This is a genomic window from Streptomyces sp. NPDC048185, assembly GCF_043202495.1.
Classification (GTDB): Bacteria; Actinomycetota; Actinomycetes; order Streptomycetales; family Streptomycetaceae; genus Streptomyces.
On record NZ_JBIDAN010000006.1, the window covers coordinates 215,198 to 233,429 of the forward strand.

Below are 18,232 nucleotides of genomic sequence, written 5' to 3' on the forward strand. Positions count from 1 at the left end.
GCCCCGCCCCCGTCATCCCTTGCTCACCGCCGTCAGGATCTCCGGCAGCCGCCGCGCCGTGTGCGGGGCGGCCAGCCGCAGGCCGAGCAGGGTGAGCAGCGCCCCGTACACCGCGCCGACCGGCAGCAGGACCGCGCTCCACGCGTCGCCGCCCTCGCGCACGTTCAGCCAGACGGTCAGCGCGATGACCGGCGCGCACAGCAGGGCGGCTCCCACCATCCCGCCGACGATGGAGATCCAGGCCAGTCCGACCTGGCCGGGGACCACGTTCTTGTGGCCCTCCTGCGGAATGGAGTACGGGAAGCGGGCCGAGGTCCAGGCACCGGTCGCCAGCATCGCGCCGAGCAGGGCGAAGGACAGGCCGAGCGCCTCCGGCAGCGTCCGCCAGTCGTCGAGCATCGCCGTGGTCAGGACGGTGACGAGGACGGCGTACGGCAGGGTGATCAGCAGCAGTGCCAGCGCCCTGGCGCGCAGCTCGACGTACGCGTCCCGCGTCGAGGAGATCGTCATCGCGACGATCCAGAAGGCGGACGTGTCCTGGCCGAACTGGTTGTACATCTGGATGCCGAGCATCCCGGCGGCGAAGCAGGAGAAGTAGACCGAGCCGGTGCCCTGCCAGGCGTTGAACACCGGCACGATCAGGCCGATGGCGAGCGAGGTCACCCAGGCCGCCTTGGTCTTGGGGTCGCGCCACACGTACCGCAGGGAGCGCTCCATGGTGGTGCCGGTGCGGCCCGCCGGGAGCAGCCGGGCCGGGCCCGCCGAGCCCGGTCCGCGGGCGGGCCTGCCCTCGGCCGCCTGGAGGGTGGAGCCGTCGGGCGAGGTCATCAGCCGCGTCAGGTGCCGTGCCCACACCCACAGCAGCAGCACCAGGGCGGCCGCGGTCAGCGCCAGCTGGGCGAGGGCGACGCCGTACGCCCCGTCGCTCGCCGCGTCCATCGCGCCGACCGCCGACGCGGGTGGCACCCAGCGCAGCACGTCGGCCACCGGGTCGAGCTGCTCCAGACCGGACGTGCCCAGCCGCTGCGCGCCGAAGTTGACCAGCTGCGCCCCGACCGCGACGACCAGGCCGCTCAGCACGGCGAGATCCCGGCCCTTGCGACTGGTCAGCAGCCGGACGTTCGCGGCGGCGACGGCCCGCGCGAGGGTCACGCACACCAGCAGCGCGAGGACGGCACCGACGACGCCGACGGCGAAGGCCGCACCGCCGTGCGCGACCGCGACCACGGAACCGGCGAACATGCACAGCGTGAACAGCGGCCCGATCCCGACCAGCGAGGCCGCGAGCAGGGCCCGCACCAGCGGGCGGGGCCGCAGCGGCAGCATCACCAGCCGCGTCGGGTCGAGCGTCTCGTCGCCGCTCGGGAAGAACAGCGGCATCACCGCCCAGCCCAGGGCGAGCACCGCCGCGAGCAGCACGATCAGCGCGTCCACGTGCGCGTGTCCGCGCAGGGCGATCAGGCCGATCAGCTGGAGCGCGGCGAAGAGCAGCACGACGACGGCCGAGGCGACCCAGGCGGCCCGCCGGCCGCCGGACTGCCGCAGCCCGTTGCGCAGCAGGGACAGTTTCAGCCGTACGAAGACGGCCGTCAGGGGCGTGGCCCCGGCGGCGGGGACGGTCCGCGCGCTCATCGCGCCCCGCCGCCCAGCCAGTCGAGGTCGCTTCCGGCGTTCCGGCCGCCCGCGCCGACGAGTTCCAGGAAGGCCTCCTGCAACGAGGCGGCGTCGCCGCGCACGTCGGCGAGCGGGCCGGTGGCGCGGATGCGTCCGGCGGCCATGACGGCCACCCAGTCGCACAGCGACTCCACCAGCTCCATCACGTGCGAGGAGAAGACGACGGTGGCGCCGGACGCGGTGTAGCGCTCCAGGACGCCGCGGATCGTCTGCGCCGACACCGGGTCGACCCCCTCGAACGGCTCGTCCAGGAACAGCACTTCGGGATTGTGCAGCAGCGCGGTCGCGAGGCCGATCTTCTTGCGCATGCCGGTCGAGTAGTCGACGACCAGCTTGTGCTGGGCCCCGGCCAGGTCGAGCACGTCCAGCAACTGCGTGGCGCGCTTGTCCACCTCGGCGCCGGGCAGTCCGCGCAGCCGGCCCGAGTAGGCGAGCAGCTCCCGTCCCGACAGCCGCTCGAACAGCCGCAGTCCCTCGGGCAGTACGCCGATCCGGGCCTTCACCTCGACCGGGTCGCGCCACACGTCGTGCCCGACGACCTCGACCGACCCCTGATCGGGCCGGAGCAGCCCGGTGACCATGGAGAGCGTGGTGGTCTTCCCGGCCCCGTTCGGCCCGACGAGCCCGATGAACTTGCCCGCGGGCAACTCCAGATCGATCCCGCCCACGGCCACCTGCTGCCCGAACCGCTTCCACAACCCCTGCACCCGCACGGCACTAGCACTCACCGCAACTCCCTCCGTCAGGTGAAACCCTACGGGGGAGGAGCGCCCCGTCAGGGGCGCGGGGAACTGCGCGAGCAACCGAGAACGACCCGCAGCCGCCGCCGGGCTCGAGCCACGCAGATGAAGGGGCGCCCCCTAGCGATCCCGACCGCACGCATACGCCAACGGCGAGATCAACTCCTCCACGTCCGGCAGCCACCGGTTCGCCGGCGTCGGCCGGCACACCCACTGCACCGCCCCCCGCGTCCCCACCCGCGTCGGCGGAGCCGCGACGTACCCGCCCTCCCCGAGCACGGTCAGGTCGAGCGAGCGAGGGGACCAGCCCAGATTCCGCACCAGCTCGGGCACCTTCACCGTGGCCCCCGGCAGGACGAAGAACCGCATCCGGCGGTCCGGCGCCAGCGTCACCGGCCCGAGCGTCAGCTCCATCCGCTCCATCCGGGCGAGTGCGAGGAACCCCGCGGTCTCCGGCACCTCGATCGCGTCGAACGTCCGCCCCGTCGGCAGCAGCACCGACGCCGACGGGTGCTGCTGCCACATCCGGCGGACGACCGTCGCACTGCCCGTCGCCTGCGTCGCCCAGTCCTCGCGCGCCGGGTGCGCCCCCGGGGCGGCGCACGCCGCCTCCCCGCAGGAGCAGCGCTGCACCCCGTCGGAGGCGTCCAGCCAGACCCCGGGAAACACGTCCCAGTGGCGTTCCTCGGCATAGCGGACGGCGGTCTCCAGCAGCGACGTTCCTCGTTGCTGCGGGATCTGAGCGGTATCGGTGCCCGGGATGGTCTCTTCCACGTGGAACTCAACTCCCGCACCCACCACGGGTTACGGCTCCCCCGCGCGCGGGGGAGGAGCATCGATCCCGCACTCGGGGCGCATGGGTGCACGTTCGGGGGCGCGCGGGAGGATCCGTGGCCGGAGCTGGGTAGCCACGTCTGGGGCCGGCACCGGCCGTAACCCCGGCAAACCTCACAAGCCTCGCATTGTCGGCACAGCGGCGGGGCATTGATCTTCACGGCCGGAAATTCCTCGTTCCGCCGAGACAGCATCGAGACCGCATGGGGGTACGCCATGGCCGCAAGGCCTCTCGTCGCGCGACAGCCGAACGAACGGCTGCAGGCGCTCATTCAGGAAGCGGGCTGCTCGAACGCGGGCCTCGCCCGCCGGGTGAACATGTGCGGCGTCGAGCACGGCCTCGACCTGAGGTACGACAAGACGTCGGTGGCCCGGTGGCTGCGCGGTCAGCAGCCGCGCGGACGGGCACCGGCGATCATCGCGGAGGCGCTGGGACGCAAGCTCGGCCGTACGGTCACGATCGACGAGATCGGCATGGCCAACGGCAAGAACCTCGCGTCGGGCGTCGGCCTCCAGTTCTCGCCGACGGTACTGGGAGCCATCGAGCAGGTCTGCGAACTGTGGCGCAGCGACGTGGGGCGGCGGGACTTCCTGTCCGGTTCCTCCGTCGCCGCGTCCGCCCTGGTCGAGCCGAGCCGCGACTGGCTGATCTCCGCGCCCGACCCGCAGGTGTCGCGCTCGGCCGGGCCGCGGGTGGGCCAGTCCGACGTGGCGGCCGTGCGGGCGATGACGCAGGCACTGGTGGACCTGGACCACCAGCACGGCAGCGGGCACGTGCGCCCGGTCGTCGTGCACTACCTCAACAGCGTCGTCTCCGGCCTGCTCGCGGGCTCCTACCGGGAGGCGGTCGGGCGGGAGTTGTTCGCCACGGTCGCCCGGCTGACCGAGCTCGCCGGGTACATGGCCGTCGACACCGGGCAACCGGGCCTGGCCCAGCGGTACTACATCCAGTCGCTGCGGCTCGCGCAGGCGGCCGGCGACCGCGGGTACGGCGGATACGTCCTCGCCGCGTCGATGAGCCACCTGGCCGCGCAGCTCGGGAATCCGCGGGAGATCGCGCAGTTGGCGCGGGCCGCGCAGGAGGGAGCCCGGGGGCGGGTGACGCCGCGCGCGGAGTCGATGTTCCACGCGGCCGAGGCGCGCGGCCACGCCCTGCTCGGCGACGCGCGCTCGGCCCAGGAGGCGGCCGGGCGCGCGGTCGGGGCGATGGAGGCGGCCGACGCCGCCTCCGGCGACGACCCGGCGTGGATCGCGCACTTCGACCAGGCCTACCTGGCCGACGAGTTGGCGCACTGCCACCGGGACCTCGGACAGGCCGACGCGGCGGCGCGGTGCGCCGAGGAGTCCCTGGCCGGGCACCCCGAGTCCCGGGTGCGCAGGCGGGCCATCGGCCATGTGCTGCTCGCCACGGCGCAGGTGCAGCAGCGGGAGATCGAACAGGCCTGCCACACGGCGCTGAAGGCCGTGGACCTGCTGGAGACGCTGCGGTCCAACCGGGGCGCCGAGTACCTGGAGGACTTCCAGCAGCGCCTGGAGCCCTACCGGGAGGAGGCGGTGGTGAGGGAGTTCGGGGCGCGGCTCGACCTGCCCGCCGCCGCCTGAGCCGACGGGCCCGGTGCGTGAACGTGCGGTGAAACACTGTGCGGAGAGCGGAAAGGAACGTAAACAGCGTGCCGGGGCCCGGTTTTGTTACTGCGGTCACAGGGAAGAAGGTCGCGCCCCGGGCGGCGTGGCAGGGGGCTCGGGGTACCCGGTAGCGTGAGCCGACGATTCCGAAGGTCCCCCATTCACAGGAGTCCCGGTGACGCAGAGTGGACAGGGCGAGGAGCCCTCGCCGCGGCAAGCGCGCGAAGGCATCGTGCTGCCCTCGGACGGCGGTGCGCCCTTGCTGCCGGGCCCGGCGGGCGGGACCGCCGGGCCGCAGGCCGCTCGGCCCGCGCCCGCCTCGGCGCCGCCCGGCGCCCAGGCCTGGGACCAGCCGTGGGGGCCCGGGCAGCAGCAGTACGGCCCGCCCCAGGGGGAGAGCTGGCCCACTCCGCCCGGCGCCCAGCCCTGGGGTTCCCCGGACACCGGCCGCCCGCCCGCCGAGCAGCACGGCTGGCCGGCGCAGGCCCCCGGCGGCCTGCCGCCCGAGGCGGGCCCCGGCCCGCTGCCCCCGGAGAACACGCAGCCGCCGGCGTACGGCGGTCCGGCCGCGGCCGGGCACGCCCAGAGCCCGCAACCGCCGTACGGGCAGCCGGAGTACGGGCAGCCGCAGTACGGGCAGCCGGAGCACGGGCAACCCGCGTACGGACAGCAGGCGTACGGGCAGCAGGCGTACGGACAGCACGGGCAGCCGTCCGCGCCGCTCCCGCCGGCCGACGAGGGCGCCACCCAGTACCTGCCGCCGGTCGGCATGCCCGCCGACGAGGGGGCGACGCAGTACATACCCCCCGTCTCCCCGGGGGCGCTGCCTCCCGAGAGACCCGCCGGCGCGCCCTCCGACGCCACGCAGTTCCTCGGCCACGCGCCGCAGCACACCCCGCACCCCGGGGCCGGCCATCAGCCCGCCCCGGCGGCCGGCGGCCCCGACGCCGAGGCCACGCAGTACATCGCGCCCGTGCCCGCCGGGCCCCACGGCGGCGTTCCCGGCGCCGACGACGGCCGGCAGCCGCCCGCCGAGTTCGACAACCTCTTCCGCAGCGCCCCCGGCGCCGACGGCCCCGCCTCCGCCACCCAGCAGATGCCCCGCTTCGACGAGCCGGGCCCCGCGCACTCCCCGGACCCGGCCGGGTACGTCCCCCAGGGTCCGGGCGGCGGCAGGCGGCGCGGCGGTCACGACGACGGTGGCCGGGGCGGCCGCGGCGGACGGACCGGTTCGCGCCTCCCGCTCCTCGCGGCCGTCGGCGTCGGCATCGCCGTCGTCGGGATCGGCGCCGGCGCGATGATGGCCGGCGGGGACAGCGACGACGACAAGGCCGACAACCAGACCGTCTCCGCCACGGCCCCCGCGGACTCCGCGTCGGCCCCGGCGTCACCGTCCGCCGACCCGGTCCGCCAGCAGGCCGTGGCCCTCGACAAGCTGCTGGCCGACAGCGGCAGCAGCCGGACCACCGTGATCGACGCGGTGGCGGACGTGAAGTCCTGCGACAACCTGCCGCAGGCCGCCAAGGACCTGCGCGAGGCCGCCAAGCAGCGCACCGGCCTGGTCACGAGCCTCTCCCAGCTCTCCGTGGACAAGCTGCCCGGCCACGCCGAGCTGACCGCCGCGCTCACCAAGGCGTGGCAGGCCTCGGCGTCGGCCGACAACCACTACGCGGCCTGGGCCGACCAGACGGCCGGGAAGAAGGGCTGCAAGAAGGGCAAGGCCCGCAGCACCACCGAGACCCAGGCGGGCAACCGGGCGAGCGGCACGGCGAGCACGGAGAAGGCGAAGGCCGCCGACCTCTGGAACACCATCGCCAAGCAGTACGGCCTGACGGAGCGCGACGCGACCCAGCTGTGACCGCCCGCGGGCGGGCTCGCACGGCCCGCCCGCCCGTGACGCGGCCCGGTCCGGTCCGGCTCAGGCGATGTCGGCGTCGCCCAGGGTCCGGGTGGTGTCGACGGCGCCCTCGCGGGCCGACACCAGCCGGCCCTGCCGGACGACCTGCAGGGTGACCTCCGTGTTGACCAGCCGCGGGAAGCCGACGGAGGCCAGCTTGTCCTGGAACTTCCACTGGAGCGTCGGCGTGAGGCCGCCCGTGCCGACCTTCAGCCCGCCGTCCAGGGCCCGGGTGACCCGGTCGGCGCTCACCCCGCCGTCGCCGAGGGACTCGACGACCTCCTTGAACACGGTGTACGCGATCCAGGTGGTCTGCACCCCGGCGTCCGCGGCGTCGACGGTGTTGTCGCCGAACGCCTCCTCCTGGATGACCTTCTTCATCCCGGCCCAGCCCGGATCGCTCACCTCCGGGTACCAGCCGGTGACGTACGCGCCCTCGTACGGTCCCGAGGCGCCGCCGGACGCGTTCACGGTCGACTGGTCGACGCTGCCGAGCACGGTCGCCGTCCGCACCTCCGGGTAGTTCTCGCGGGCCCGCCGGAAGGAGTCCATGAAGGTGCCGGTGCGGTCCCCGAGGACCGGCACCACGCATCCCCGGTTCGCCGGGTCGGCGGTCGCCTGCCGCAGTGCCCGGTCGGACTCGGCGTCGTACGCGGTGGCGTCCTCCTTCGCCCGCTGGTCGTGCGTCGAGGAGTGCCCGGCTCCGGTCAGCCCCGAGTCGAGCAGCGCGGGCAGCTGGTCGCCGGCGATGGTGTCGGGGCGGACCAGCGTGACGGGCCCGCAGGGCTCGGCGAGCGCACTGCCCAGACCGGCGAGCAGCGCGGGCTGGCCGCCGTTGACGGGGTACGACAGCGGGCTGGTGAACTCGGCGTTGGTGATGCCGTAGCCGCCGATGTAGGGGATGCCGGCGCCCTCCAGGACGGGGAAGAACGAGTCGGCGTGCTGGCTGTAGGAGCCGACCACGGCGACCGCGCCCTCCTTGACTGCGCGGCGGGCGCACTTCGCGGCGGCCACGCTGTCGTTGTGGTCGTTGCAGGTCAGGACGTTCAGCCTGCGGCCGCCCAGGCCGCCGTGGGCGTTGACCCAGCGGGCGTAGGCACGGGCGAAGGCGGGCATGCCGGGCTTGTTGGTCGCGCCCGTGTCCGTGGGCGCCCAGGTCATGACGGTGATCGGGTCGTCCCCGGCGCCCCCCGTGACACCGGGGACGACCCCGCAGCCGGTGACGAGCGACGCACACGCCGCCAGCGCACCCGCCGCCGTCAGTGCTCCGGCTCGGGTGCGCCGGGAGCGGCCCGGGAGGTCGCGGAGGAACGTGCTGCGGTTGCGTCGCCTGCCGGTCATGGTCACGCACGATTCCGCCACACGGATAACCTGGAAGTGACCTCCGGTCAACGCACGGTGACACCGAGGTGAATTGCGGGGGCCGGTACGCCACGGGTGGAGGGGAACGTACGATCGATGACCGTGCAAGGTTCGGAGAACACTTCCCGTCGCGGCCGTCGCTCCTCCACCATGGGCGGCATGCCACTCAACGACATGCCGTGGTGGCGCTGGCGCAGCCAGGTGCGCTCCGCGCTGCACATGCTCTCCGCGCCCGCCTTCCAGCGGGACGTCTGGCTGGCCGGTACGCCCGGCTACGGCGACGTCACCGACGCGGTGTACCGGCTGGTGGAGGACACCTGGCTGGACCACTGGTCCGCGGAGAAGTACGTCGGCACCATCTTCCGCGACTCCCAGGAGGCGTCCCTCGTCGACACCGCCGTGCTGCGGGTCCTGCGGATCATGCACCAGGTGGGGCCGGACGCCCCGGTGGCCGCCTACCTGGACCACCCGGACTGGCCGGAGGCGGTGCGGGCGGCGCGGGACGCGCACGTGCGGCTGGCCACCAGCGACGGGGAGGAGCCGGACTCGGAGCCGCGCAGCCTCGAGGTGCTGCGGATCATGACGCGGTCCGCCTGACGGGCGGCCCTCGGCCCGGCAGGGCCGGGTATGGGACCCTGTCCCCCATGAACGAGCAGTCCAGCCCCGCCGCCGCACCGGCCGACCAGTACGTCCTCACCCTGTTCTGCCCGGACAAGCAGGGCATCGTGCACGCCGTGTCGAGCTACCTGTTCATGACCGGCTGCAACATCGAGGACAGCCAGCAGTTCGGCGACCACGACACGGGCCTGTTCTTCATGCGTGTCCACTTCTCGGCGGACGCTCCGGTGACCGTGGACAAGCTGCGGGCCAGCTTCGCGGCGATCGGTGACTCCTTCCACATGGACTGGCAGATCAACCGGGCCGACGAGAAGATGCGCATCGTGCTCATGGTCAGCAAGTTCGGGCACTGCCTGAACGACCTGCTGTTCCGGGCCCGGACCGGCGCACTGCCCGTGGAGATCGCCGCCGTGGTGTCCAATCACACCGACTTCGCGGAGCTGGTGGGGTCCTATGACATCCCCTTCCACCACATCCCCGTGACGAAGGACACCAAGGCGGACGCCGAGGCGCGGCTGCTGGAGCTGGTGCGCGAGGAGAACGTCGAACTCGTCGTGCTGGCCCGCTACATGCAGGTCCTCTCCGACGACCTGTGCAAGCAGCTCAGCGGCCGCATCATCAACATCCACCACTCCTTCCTGCCGAGCTTCAAGGGCGCGAAGCCGTACCACCAGGCGCACGCCCGGGGCGTGAAGCTGATCGGCGCGACCGCGCACTACGTGACGGCCGACCTCGACGAGGGGCCGATCATCGAGCAGGAGGTCGAGCGCGTGGGCCACGACGTCACGCCGGACCAACTGGTCGCCATCGGGCGGGACGTGGAGTGCCAGGCGCTGGCGCGGGCCGTGAAGTGGCACGCCGAGCGGAGGATTTTGCTGAACGGGCGGCGGACGGTCGTGTTCGCCTAGCGGCTCGGGGGGTTCTGTCTCGTCGGCGGCTGCGCGTAGTCGTCGGCTGGTCGCGCAGTTCCCCGCGCCCCTGGAGGTACGCGCAGGCAACGCGCCCCGAAGGGCGCGGGGAACTGCGCGACCAGCCCTCACGCGCCCGCAGTCCCCCACGAAACCGCGACCCGCCCCTACATCCGGCTCAGGCTCGCCGCAGCGAACAGCACGTCCCTGATCGCCTCCCGGTCACCGACCTGCCCCGCCGCCGCCTCCGCCGGAGGCACGTGGCCCGCGGCCAGGCGGCAGAACTCGACCCCGTCCAGGGCGACATGGGCCACCTCGTGCTCCGCGGAGCCCACCGCCGCCGGTGAGTCCAGCGGGATGAGCCACTCGCCGCCGCCCGAGCCCTCGATCTCCAGCCGCAGGCTGCGCCCCGGCTCGCCCGCCGCGACCAGACGGCGGCCGCCGGCGGGCGCGGCGAGCCCGGCCCTGCGGCGCTCGGCCAGGACGCCCGGCAGCATCCGCGCCGCCAGGTCGATCATCCGGTTGAGATGGCGCGGCGAGGGCGGCTCGTAGGGGTAGTCCACCGCCTCGGCGATGTCCTCCGCGTGTACCCAGCACTCGAAGGCCCGGTCCAGCATGGCGTCGCGCAGCGGCAGCGCGAAGTCGCCGTAGGAGACCGGCATCCGGCCCGTGCCGCCACCCGTGCCGCCCGTGAACGCCACGGTCCGGACGAGGGCGTGGCTCTGCTCGCGCCACGGTGCCCGCACCGCGCGCGTGGGCGGGTAGTGCGAGGCGCGCCAGTAGGCCTCGGTGCGGCTCGCCGGAGCGGGTGCCGGGGAGGTGATCTCGCCGAGCGGGTCGGGCAGGCCCAGCGCGACCCCGACCAGTCCGTCGACCGTCAGCAGGTGCGCGATGACCCCGGCCACGGTGGTGCGCCGGCTCGCCGTGCCGTCGGCACCGAACCAGCGCAACCGTACCGGCGCGTGCCACTCGGAGTCCCCGAAGTCCTGGAGCAGTGCGTCCAGGCGCGCCGTCTCGGCGTCGTACGGTGTCGCCCACTCGGGCACCGGGATGCGCGGCGGGCGGCGCTCCAGGCAGCCCTCCAGGACCCGGGTGCGCAGGGCGGGGTCCAGGTCGAGACTCTCCGGACGCTGGAGCAGCCCGACCGCGTCGCGCAGCCGCAGCGCCTCCTCCGCACAGGCGCCGCACTCGCCCAGGTGCTCCTCGACGGCCGTGGCCTCCTCCTGGGAACAGGCGGCCAGCGCCCAGGCACCGAGGAGGGAGGTCAGCACGTGATGCTCCAGTACGAGGGGCGCGGCCGGCCGCGCCGCGGGCAGCGGACGCCCACCGTCCTCGACGGACGCACGGGGCAGCGGTATGCGCGGCGGCGTGGGGTCCGGCTCGCCGGCACCGCCGTACGCCTCGCTCCCGCCGTCCGTGTTCTTCTCGTCACGTTCACCGTGAACATCGCGCTCACCGCGGTCACCGCGCTCACCGCGGTCACCGCGCTCACCGCGGTCACCGCGCTCACCGCGGTCACCGGGAACGTCGCGTTCGTCACGCTCGCCGTGCTCGCCGAAGGTGCTGTACTCGTCGCTCCCGCCGTGCTCGTCGTGCGCCCCGCTCATGCCGCACCCCCGTATCCCGGCGGTGCCCCCGGTGATCCGGCGTCGCGGGCGGTGGCCAGCAGTTGCAGGCCCAGGCGCAGGCGGCGGCGGGCCTCGTCCTCCGTGACGCCGAGGTCGGCGGCGGTCTGGCGGTAGTCGCGGCGCTGGAAGTAGGCCAGCTCCAGGGCGGCCCGCAGCGGGGCCGGCATGGACTGGACGATGTAGTCGGCGCGGGCGGCGACCGAGGCGTGGCGCACCTTGCGCTCCAGCTCCTCGGTGGTGCCGGGGCCCCCGCGCGCCAGGGCGGCCGCCTCGGTGGCCCGCAGCCGCTGCACGGCCAGGCGGTGGGTCAGCGTGGCGACCCAGCTCCGCAGCGGTCCCTGCTTGGGGTCGTAGGTGTCCGGGTGTTCCCAGACGTGCGCGAACACGTCGCGGGTGATGTGGTCGGCGGCCCGCTCGTCGTCCAGCACGCGGTGCGCCAAGCCGTGCACGAGCGAGGCGAACCGGTCGTAGAGCTCACCGAGGGCCGCGGCCTCGCCCCGGGCGAGCCGCTGCTGCATTTTCCGGTCCCAGCGCAGCGGCAGGTCCTTCTTCGCCATACGGCTCCTCCACCCCCCTGCTCGGGCCCGACGGTCGGGCCGGTCCCGTGCCGGCCTCCAGCCTGTGGCCACCGTCTCCTCGAATGTAGTCGGCACGTCCGGCGACACGCGCCCCTTTGTGTCAATGTGCGCCCCCGGCGGGCCGCAGGTGGTAGGGCGCTCATCGGACTCTCAGGTCGACCGCCTAGGCTCCATCGTGCGACCGAATTCGATCGAACGGGATCGAAAGCGTCTGAAACAAGCCTCTTCTGATCGAGGCCCGTTTCCGGCCGGGTGTTTGCGGGAACGGCCGCTGGGCAGGCGCGCGCCCAAGAAGCGTAGGCATGGCCTCCGTTTCAGGCGAGTCCGGACGTACCGACGAATGAAGGGCATGGTGGTGACGTTCAATGTGACCGGCGGCGAGCGGGGCGACTGGGCCGTGCTCCAGGTGTCGGGCGAACTGGACCTGGTGACGTCCCCGGTGCTGCGGCAGCGGGTGCACGACGAGGTGGCCGAGGGGCGGCACAGCCTCGTCCTGGACCTTTCCGAGGTGCTCTTCTGCGATTCCAGCGGGGTCGGGGTGCTCATCGCCTCCCGGCGTCTCATCCGCTCCTGCCAGGGCAGGCTGCGCCTGATACTGCCCGCCCAGGGCGCCGTCGACGGCTCCCACGTCAACCGGGTCCTCGGTGCGCTGGGTGTGCGCCGGCTCTTCGACGTCCACCCCGACCTCGCCTCGGCCACCGGCGACGAACCGCGCCCGCTCTCCGCGTAGGAGCGTGCACCGGGCGTGCCCCGGGGAGGGACGGGCGCCCGTTCGCCCTGCGGGCGGTCCCGGGGCGTCGTACTCTCCGTGCGAGACGCACCCACCGACGTGATGTGAAGGCGGTCGGAGAAGACATGGTCAACAGCGAGTACGAGCGCAGGATCGCGGCGCGATTCGCCACCTTCGACCAGGACGGCAACGGCTACATCGACCGGCAGGACTTCAGCGCGGCCGCCAAGGCGCTGCTCGCCGAGTTCGCCGTCGCCGCCCGGTCCGACCGGGGCCAGGCCCTGTACGGCGGAGCGGAGGCACTGTGGCAGGGCATGGCCGGCATCGCCGATCGCGACGGCGACCAGCGCATCACCCGTGAGGAGTTCGTCACCGCGGCGGTCAAGCGGCTGCGTGACAACCCGGACCGGTTCGCCGAGATCGCCCGTCCGTTCCTGCACGCGGCCCTCGCGGTCGCCGACGCGGACGGCGACGGGGCCGTCACGGTCGCCGACACCGCGCGGGTCCTCACCGCGTTCGGCGTCCCCGGGGACACCGCCCGGACGGTCGCCGCCGAACTCGACACGGACGGCGACGGCAAGGTGGGGGAGGCGGAGGCCGTCCCGGCGTTCGCCCGCTGGTTCACCGTGCCCGAGTGACACGCGCGGCGGTGTGGCGTCCCCGCCCGTGGTGTCGCGGATCGTGGCAGTGCGTGGTCACTGAGCGTTGACATCCGGTCGGGCCCGGGGCGCGCCCCGTCACGGCCCGGAGTCGGCGCCGTGCTCCGGTACCTTGTGTGGGATGCGAGTGCTCCCGAGCGCCGGCCGCGCCGGTGCCGCCCGCCGGGCGGCCCCGGAACCGGGCGTGTGCGCCGTGCCCCGCAAGGCCGGACGGCCGTCGGCCGCCGCCTGTTCGACTGCCCGGACCGAGCGTCGCACAGTATGCCGCACGGGTACTCCTTCGCGCGGGAATATGCCCGAAGCGCTTGTTGGGGTGACTGTACGTCAACCATGCTGTCCCGTACGGGATTCACGTTCCGTGAACCCTGACCCGGCCGTTGTTCTGGCCATGCAGAAAATGGCTACGATCGTGGCCCTCATGAGGCGCGAGCCTTTGTGTCCGCCGGTTCGGATGGTGTGAGCGGTGCAGGTGCTTCAAGTGCAGCTGGAGATCCGGCCCGACCCCGCAGAGGTGGGGCGAGCCCGTCGGTGGGCGCGCGCACGGCTCGCCGGGTCCGGGATACAGGCCGACGAGCAACTCGCCGAGACGCTGGTCCTCCTCGTCTCCGAACTCGTCACCAACGCCGTGGTGCACACGGGCTGCCCCGCCGTGCTGCGGCTCGTCCTGCCGGGCGCGGTGAGCGAGGAGACCACGGTCCGCCTCGAGGTGGACGACACCAGCGGTTGCGCCCCGGTGCCCCGGTGCGTGGACGGCGACGCGACGGGCGGCCGGGGCCTCGCCCTCGTCGACGGGCTCGCCGACCGCTGGGGCTGGAGCCGGGAGGGCGCCGGCAAGCGGATCTGGTGCGAACTGGACCGCTGTCCCGGGTCGGAAGCGGCCCCGCCGGCCTGCGCGGGCGGCACGGTGGCCCCGGAGGGGCTGGCCTACGAAGCGGTGTAGGCCCGGCGGGACGCGCGGGGTGTGCCGGGCGCGCCGGCCCGGAGCCCCCGTCGTCGCGGCAGTGCGCCGGGCTGTGCTTCCGTGCGCTTCCCGCGTGACCAAGCCCCAAGTGAGTAGGCCCCTCTTGCCGGTTGACGGATCGTGACCATTTCTTCACGCTTGTAGGCAACGATTCGCCGCGAGGGGACGACGAGGGCTCGGTGACGGAGCCCTCGACGAGTGTGGGTCGTGATTCGGCGGCGGTTCCCCCGGGGGCGGCGGGAACCGGGCGGGAGCGCCGGAGTCGGGTGGCGGCGTGCGGTGCCCATGCTCGGTGCGGACGGCACCGCGCCGCCGGCCGACACCTTGGGGCAGCGCCCCCCTCATTGTCCACAGGCTGTGGACGACTCCGCGCGGAACGTCCGCCGGTACGCGGTGGGCGTGACCCCGAGCACCGCCTGCAGATGCTGCCGCATCGACTGAGCCGTCCCGAAACCCGCCTCACGCGCCACCTGGTCCACGGACAGGCCGGTGGACTCCAGGAGGTGCCGGGCCCGTTCCACCCGCTGCCGGGTCAGCCACTGGCCGGGACTGACGCCGACCTCCTCGCGGAACCGGCGGGTGAAGGTGCGCACCGACATGGCCTCCCGCTCGGCCATGTCCCGCAGCTGGATCGGCTCCCGGAGCCGGGCGAGCGCCCAGGCGCGGGCGCCGGTCGTGGACGACTGCTGCGGATCGGGCACCGGCCGCTCGATGTACTGCGCCTGCCCGCCGTCGCGGTGGGGCGGCACGACGGTCCGGCGGGCCACGTCGTTGGCGACGGCGGTGCCGTGGTCCCGGCGCACGATGTGCACGCACAGGTCGATCCCGGCGGCGACCCCGGCCGAGGTGAGCACGTCGCCGTCGTCGACGAACAGCACGTCGGCGTCCACCCGGACCTTCGGGAAGAGGCGCTGGAAGTGCGCGGCCGAGGCCCAGTGCGTGGTCGCCGGGCGGCCGTCGAGGTAGCCGGCGGCGGCCAGCACGTACCCCCCGGTGCAGATGGCGACCAGCCGGGTGCCGGGCCGGATCAGAGCCAGCGCGGCGGCCAGCTCCCCGGTCAGCGTGCCCTCCTCGTGGACCGGGCCCAGCTCGTACGACGCCGGGACGACGACCGTGTCGGCGCCGGCCAGTGCCTCGGGCCCGTTCTCGACCAGGATCGCGAAGTCGGCGTCCGTCAGCACCGGCCCCGGTGGCCGGACCGAGCAGGTGACGACCTCGTACAGCCGGCGCCCGTCGGCGTCGCGGGCGCGCCCGAAGATGCGCTGCGGGATGCCCAGTTCGAAGGGGAGCAGGCCGTCGAGGGCGAGGACGACGACGCGGTGCGGACGGTGCGGACGGTGCGGACGGCCGGACGTCATGGCCCGATCCTAGCGAACCCTGACTTTCGGGCCACTCGATCGCGTGGTGCCGAGGCGGCACGCTCGATGACGTGACCCAGACAACCGACGCCACAGCGGCCGCGCGGCGGACCGATCCCCGCCGGCCCCGCCGCGGCCCCCGGGTGCACCGTGCCTGGTGGGTGGCCGCCGTGACCTTCGTGACGATCATCGGCGCCGCGGCCTTCCGCTCCCTGCCCGGCATCCTCATCGACCCGCTCCAGGACGACTTCGGCTGGTCGCGCGGCACGATCGGCGCCGCCGTCTCTGTCAATCTCGCGCTCTACGGCCTGACCGCACCCTTCGCCGCCGCCCTGATGGACCGGTTCGGCATCCGCCGCGTGGTGGCCGTCGCCCTCACCGTCATCGCGCTCGGCTCGGGCCTGACCGTGTGGATGGAGTCCGCCTGGCAACTCATCCTGTGCTGGGGCCTGCTGGTCGGACTCGGCTCCGGCTCGATGGCGCTGGCCTTCGCCGCCACGGTGACCAACCGCTGGTTCACCGAACGGCGCGGGCTGGTCACCGGCGTCCTCACCGCCGCCTCGGCCTCCGGGCAGCTGATCTTCCTGCCGCTGCTGTCCTGGATCGTGGAGACGTACCGGTGGCGCCCCGCGGCCGTCACCGTGGCCCTCGCCGCCCTCGCCGTGGTCCCCTTCGTCTGGCTCCTGCTGCACGACCATCCGGCCGACGTCGGCCTGAAGCCGTACGGCGGCAAGAAGTTCGTACCGAAGCCCGCCCCAGTCCCCGGCGCCGCCCGCCGCGCCCTGACGGTCCTGTTCTCCGCCGTGCGCACCGGTCCGTTCTGGCTGCTGGCCGGCACCTTCGCGATCTGCGGCGCCTCCACCAACGGCCTGATCCAGACCCACTTCGTGCCCGCGGCCCACGACCACGGCATGCCGCTGACCGCCGCCGCCTCGCTGCTCGCCGTGATCGGCGTGTTCGACGTGATCGGCACGATCGCCTCCGGCTGGTTCACCGACCGCTTCGAACCGCGCCGCCTGCTCGCCGTCTACTACGCCCTGCGCGGCGTCTCCCTCCTCTTCCTCCCCTTCCTGCTGGCCCCCGGCGTCCACCCGCCGATGATCTTCTTCATCGTCTTCTACGGCCTCGACTGGGTCGCCACCGTCCCGCCCACCCTCGCCCTGTGCCGCGAGCAGTACGGCGAGGACAGCGCGATCGTCTTCGGCTGGGTCCTCGCCTCCCACCAGGTCGGCGCGGCCCTCGTCGCCTTCCTCGGCGGCGTCGCCCGCGACACCTTCGGCACGTACGACGTCGTCTGGTACGCCTCCGGCGCCCTGTGCGCGGTCGCGGCCCTGATGTCCCTGGTGATCCGACGCCGGACCGCTCCGGTGCTCGCGGTGTCGTGACCCGCGGCCGAGCCGCCGTCAGCCCGGCAGCCGTGAGACCCGGTCGCCCTCGGTTTTCGCGATCGCCCTGGCGATCCGTGTGGCGTCCAGGGCCAGTTCCCGGAGCATGCCGCTGATCGGGTTGGTGAAGCCCGTGAAGTACAGGCCGGGGGTGTCCGCCGGGGTGCGGGCGCCCCGTGCCACCGGTCTGCCGTGGGTGTCGAGGACGCCGAGGTGGCCGACCAGGGGCTCCAGGCCCCGCAGGTAACCCGTGGCCGCGATCACCGCGTCGGGGGCGACGCGGGTGCCGTCCGTGAGGAGGACCTTGCCGTCCTCGAAGCCGGACACCGCGGCCACGATCTCCACCCGGCCCGTGCGCACCGCGTCGATCAGGCCGACGTCCTGCACCGGGATGGCACCCTGCCGGGCCCGGGTGTAGAGCCCGGTCCCGGGGCGCGGCAGGCCCTGGGCCGAGAGGTCGGGCACGCTGACCCGGGCCAGCGGCCGGGCCAGCCGGTCGACCAGGCCGGCCGGGAGCCGCCGGCACAGGACGCCGGTGTACTGGGCGGGCCAGCCGGCGGTGGAGCGGCGGACGATGTGCGGCGGGGTGCGCACGGACAGCCGCACCCGTGCGGCGCCGCCCTCCACCAGGTCCACGGCGATCTCCGCACCGGTGTTGCCGACACCGGCGACCAGGACGTCCCGGCCGGCGTAGGGGGCCGGATTCCGGTACTCGGCGGCGTGCCGCAGCTCCCCCGCGTACGTGTCCCGGCCGGGCCAGTCCGGCAGGCGCGGGGTGTGGTTGTGGCCGGTGGCCACCACGACGGCGGCGCCGGTCAGTTCGCGGCCCCCGGACGCGTGCAGCAGCCAGCCGGTGCCGTCGGGCGAGCGCTGGACGCGGGAGACCTCGACACCGGTGACGATCTCCAGCTGGTGGTGGTCGGCGTACTTCTCCAGGTACCGCACCACGTCGTCGCGGGCCACCCACCGTCCGAAGCGGCGCGGCATCGGCAGGCCGGGCAGTGCCGACAGGCGGCGGGTGGTGTGCAGGCGCAGCCGGTCGTAGTGGCGCCGCCAGGACGCGCCGACCCGGTCGGCCCGCTCCAGGACGACGGCCCGCAGCCCCCGCGCGCGCAGCGCGTGGGCGACGGCCAGGCCGCCCGGGCCGGCGCCTATGACGTACACGGGGAGGTCCGCGGGGTGGGCGGACCGCTGTTCAGCGGACGCTGTGGAGTCGGCCATGCGGCGAGCGTAATCCGGGACAGGCTTGATGGGTCTCGGTCAAGACCGGAATC

The 18,232-nt window shown here is 73.9% G+C and carries 16 protein-coding genes; 8 read left to right on the forward strand and 8 right to left on the reverse strand.

What is annotated here, in order from left to right; genetic code table 11:
- Nucleotides 1–12: 12 nt before the first annotated feature.
- From ACGF3H_RS19690 to ACGF3H_RS19700, 3 genes are all read right to left on the reverse strand, one after another.
- On the reverse strand, nucleotides 13–1,632 hold the full coding sequence (locus ACGF3H_RS19690; RefSeq protein WP_362490012.1) for a transporter: 1,620 nt from the start codon (nucleotides 1,630–1,632) through the stop codon (nucleotides 13–15).
- Nucleotides 1,629–2,420, reverse strand: a complete 792-nt coding sequence (locus tag ACGF3H_RS19695) for an ABC transporter ATP-binding protein (protein WP_362490067.1) — start codon at nucleotides 2,418–2,420, stop codon at nucleotides 1,629–1,631. The genes ACGF3H_RS19690 and ACGF3H_RS19695 overlap by 4 nt, the downstream gene beginning before the upstream one ends.
- A gap of 114 nt (nucleotides 2,421–2,534) precedes the next feature.
- Entirely contained in the window at nucleotides 2,535–3,188 is a 654-nt protein-coding gene (locus ACGF3H_RS19700; RefSeq protein WP_362490013.1) for a bifunctional DNA primase/polymerase, read from the reverse strand.
- Nucleotides 3,189–3,464: 276 nt separating this feature from the next.
- Between ACGF3H_RS19700 and ACGF3H_RS19705 the strand changes: the two genes are divergently transcribed.
- Nucleotides 3,465–4,850 (forward strand): transcriptional regulator, encoded by a 1,386-nt coding sequence (locus tag ACGF3H_RS19705; RefSeq protein ID WP_362490015.1) that lies wholly within the window; start codon nucleotides 3,465–3,467, stop codon nucleotides 4,848–4,850.
- Between the two features lie 199 nt (nucleotides 4,851–5,049).
- A complete protein-coding gene (locus ACGF3H_RS19710) occupies nucleotides 5,050–6,732 on the forward strand; it encodes a hypothetical protein (protein ID WP_362490016.1) in 1,683 nt (560 codons plus the stop codon).
- A gap of 60 nt (nucleotides 6,733–6,792) precedes the next feature.
- On the opposite strand, the gene ACGF3H_RS19715 is transcribed toward ACGF3H_RS19710, so the two are convergent.
- Nucleotides 6,793–8,112, reverse strand: coding sequence for an ABC transporter substrate-binding protein (locus ACGF3H_RS19715; RefSeq protein WP_362490018.1), 1,320 nt, complete (start codon nucleotides 8,110–8,112; stop codon nucleotides 6,793–6,795).
- A gap of 117 nt (nucleotides 8,113–8,229) precedes the next feature.
- On the opposite strand from ACGF3H_RS19715, the gene ACGF3H_RS19720 reads away from it, so the two are divergent.
- Both ACGF3H_RS19720 and purU read left to right on the forward strand, forming a co-directional pair.
- On the forward strand, nucleotides 8,230–8,730 hold the full coding sequence (locus tag ACGF3H_RS19720) for a hypothetical protein (RefSeq protein ID WP_362490019.1): 501 nt from the start codon (nucleotides 8,230–8,232) through the stop codon (nucleotides 8,728–8,730).
- Between the two features lie 47 nt (nucleotides 8,731–8,777).
- A complete protein-coding gene (gene purU / locus ACGF3H_RS19725) occupies nucleotides 8,778–9,659 on the forward strand; it encodes a formyltetrahydrofolate deformylase (RefSeq protein WP_362490022.1) in 882 nt (293 codons plus the stop codon).
- A 167-nt stretch (nucleotides 9,660–9,826) separates the two neighbouring features.
- Here purU and ACGF3H_RS19730 read toward each other — a convergent pair whose 3' ends face one another.
- On the reverse strand, nucleotides 9,827–11,266 hold the full coding sequence (locus ACGF3H_RS19730; protein WP_362490025.1) for a zf-HC2 domain-containing protein: 1,440 nt from the start codon (nucleotides 11,264–11,266) through the stop codon (nucleotides 9,827–9,829).
- Nucleotides 11,263–11,844, reverse strand: coding sequence for a sigma-70 family RNA polymerase sigma factor (locus tag ACGF3H_RS19735; RefSeq protein WP_225650903.1), 582 nt, complete (start codon nucleotides 11,842–11,844; stop codon nucleotides 11,263–11,265). The genes ACGF3H_RS19730 and ACGF3H_RS19735 overlap by 4 nt, the downstream gene beginning before the upstream one ends.
- Before the next feature lie 370 nt (nucleotides 11,845–12,214).
- On the opposite strand from ACGF3H_RS19735, the gene ACGF3H_RS19740 reads away from it, so the two are divergent.
- The 3 genes from ACGF3H_RS19740 to ACGF3H_RS19750 all read left to right on the forward strand — a co-directional run bounded on the left by ACGF3H_RS19740 (nucleotide 12,215) and on the right by ACGF3H_RS19750 (nucleotide 14,194).
- On the forward strand, nucleotides 12,215–12,595 hold the full coding sequence (locus ACGF3H_RS19740) for an STAS domain-containing protein (protein ID WP_189233881.1): 381 nt from the start codon (nucleotides 12,215–12,217) through the stop codon (nucleotides 12,593–12,595).
- A 125-nt stretch (nucleotides 12,596–12,720) separates the two neighbouring features.
- Entirely contained in the window at nucleotides 12,721–13,233 is a 513-nt protein-coding gene (locus ACGF3H_RS19745; protein WP_362490029.1) for an EF-hand domain-containing protein, read from the forward strand.
- Between the two features lie 499 nt (nucleotides 13,234–13,732).
- Entirely contained in the window at nucleotides 13,733–14,194 is a 462-nt protein-coding gene (locus tag ACGF3H_RS19750; RefSeq protein WP_362490031.1) for an ATP-binding protein, read from the forward strand.
- Between the two features lie 362 nt (nucleotides 14,195–14,556).
- Here the strand turns inward: ACGF3H_RS19750 and ACGF3H_RS19755 are convergent, their stop codons facing one another.
- Entirely contained in the window at nucleotides 14,557–15,573 is a 1,017-nt protein-coding gene (locus ACGF3H_RS19755) for a helix-turn-helix domain-containing protein (RefSeq protein WP_362490034.1), read from the reverse strand.
- Nucleotides 15,574–15,644: 71 nt separating this feature from the next.
- On the opposite strand from ACGF3H_RS19755, the gene ACGF3H_RS19760 reads away from it, so the two are divergent.
- Complete coding sequence (locus tag ACGF3H_RS19760; protein ID WP_362490037.1) at nucleotides 15,645–16,958, forward strand: MFS transporter; 1,314 nt, start codon at nucleotides 15,645–15,647, stop codon at nucleotides 16,956–16,958.
- An 18-nt stretch (nucleotides 16,959–16,976) separates the two neighbouring features.
- Here the strand turns inward: ACGF3H_RS19760 and ACGF3H_RS19765 are convergent, their stop codons facing one another.
- Complete coding sequence (locus ACGF3H_RS19765; RefSeq protein WP_362490039.1) at nucleotides 16,977–18,179, reverse strand: NAD(P)/FAD-dependent oxidoreductase; 1,203 nt, start codon at nucleotides 18,177–18,179, stop codon at nucleotides 16,977–16,979.
- Nucleotides 18,180–18,232 lie beyond the last annotated feature (53 nt).